The organism is Phaeovulum vinaykumarii, assembly GCF_900156695.1.
Taxonomy (GTDB): Bacteria; Pseudomonadota; Alphaproteobacteria; order Rhodobacterales; family Rhodobacteraceae; genus Bieblia_A; species Bieblia_A vinaykumarii.
Genome location: NZ_FTOM01000020.1, coordinates 1 through 1,427, shown reverse-complemented (window position 1 = coordinate 1,427; position 1,427 = coordinate 1). Strand labels below are relative to the sequence as shown.

At 68.5% G+C, this 1,427-nt stretch carries 1 protein-coding gene; it reads left to right on the top strand.

From position 1 onward, the window contains the following. Window positions 1–61: 61 nt before the first annotated feature. Complete coding sequence (locus BW949_RS16295; RefSeq protein ID WP_083947814.1) at window positions 62–1,426, top strand: polysaccharide biosynthesis/export family protein; 1,365 nt, start codon at window positions 62–64, stop codon at window positions 1,424–1,426. Window position 1,427 lies beyond the last annotated feature (1 nt).

Genomic DNA, 1,427 nt, shown 5'->3' with positions numbered 1-1,427 from the left:
AGATCAAGGGGGGCCAGCCCCCCACACACGGAACGCACGCACGGAAAAGGATGAAGCCGCGATGAAACCTCTGGGCGCCCTTGCCATTGTCCTGTCGGTTGCGCTCTCGGGCTGCGGGCTGGCCTATTTCGCGCCCGCGGTCAACGAAGGCATCAGCCCCGACGCCAAGGTCCGCGTGGAGCCGATCACCGCCGAAAGCGTGCTTCTGGCCAATCGCGCGGCCTATGTCCCGCGCGCGCTGCCGGCGGCCTTCTCGCAGGTGGCCGGCAGCCGCGGGCTGCGCGGGGCGGGCGCCCCGCCCCCCGCCGCCTTCGAACCCGAAAGCCGGCCCGCGGCGCTGGAAACGCGCCTGCCGCCGGCGGCCGACCCCGGCCCCTACCGGATCGGGGTCGGCGATGTGGTGATGCTGGCCACGCCCTCGGGCAGCTCGAGCGTGGAGCAATTGTCGGGCCTGCTGGCGGCGCAGAACGCGCGCCAGGGCTATACCGTGCAGGATGACGGCTCGATCTCGATCCCCAATGTCGGGCGGGTGGCCCTTGCCGGGCTGACCATCGAGGACGCCGAGGCGGTGCTGTTCCAGAAGCTGCTGCAAAGCCAGCTCGACCCGAGCTTCTCGCTCGAGATCACCGAATTCAACTCGAAGAAGGTCTCGGTCGGCGGCGCGGTCAAGACCCCGGTGGTGGTGCCGGTGACGCTGGCGCCGCTCTATCTCGACGAGGCGCTGGCCGCCGCCGGCGGGGTCTCGGCGCCCGATCTCGATTATGCCTCGGTGCGCCTTTACCGCGACGGCACTCTCTATCAGATCCCGCTGAGCAAGCTCTATGCCCGCGCCGGGATGCGCCGCATCCGCCTGCTGCCCGGCGACAGCGTCTTCGTGGATGCCGAATACGATCTGGACCAGGCCGCAGCCTATTTCCAGGAGCAGATCACCCTGTCGCGCCTGCGCCAGGAGGCGCGCACGGCGGCGCTGAACGAATTGCGCACCGAGGTCGAGCTGCGCCGCGCCAGCCTGAACGAGCGGCGCGAGAATTTCCAGGCGCGGCTGGAGCTGGGCGCCGAGCGGCGCGAGCACGTCTATCTGACCGGCGAGGTCAAGTCCCAGGGCCGCTGGCCGCTGCCCTATGAACAGACGGCCAGCCTGGCCGATGCGCTCTATGATGCCGCCGGCGGCGTGCCCGCCGACACCGGCAACATGCGCGAGATCTACGTCCTGCGCGGATCGCCCGACCCGCGCGAATTCGAAGCCGTCACCGCCTGGCATCTCGATGCCGGAAACGTCTCAAACCTCATCCTCGCCACCCGCTTCGAACTCAGACCCGACGACATCATCTTCGTCGCCCAACAACCCGTCACGAGATGGGCCAACGTCATCCGGCAGATCACACCAAGCCTCATCACAACAACAATCGCCGCCGCAAAAGATTGAG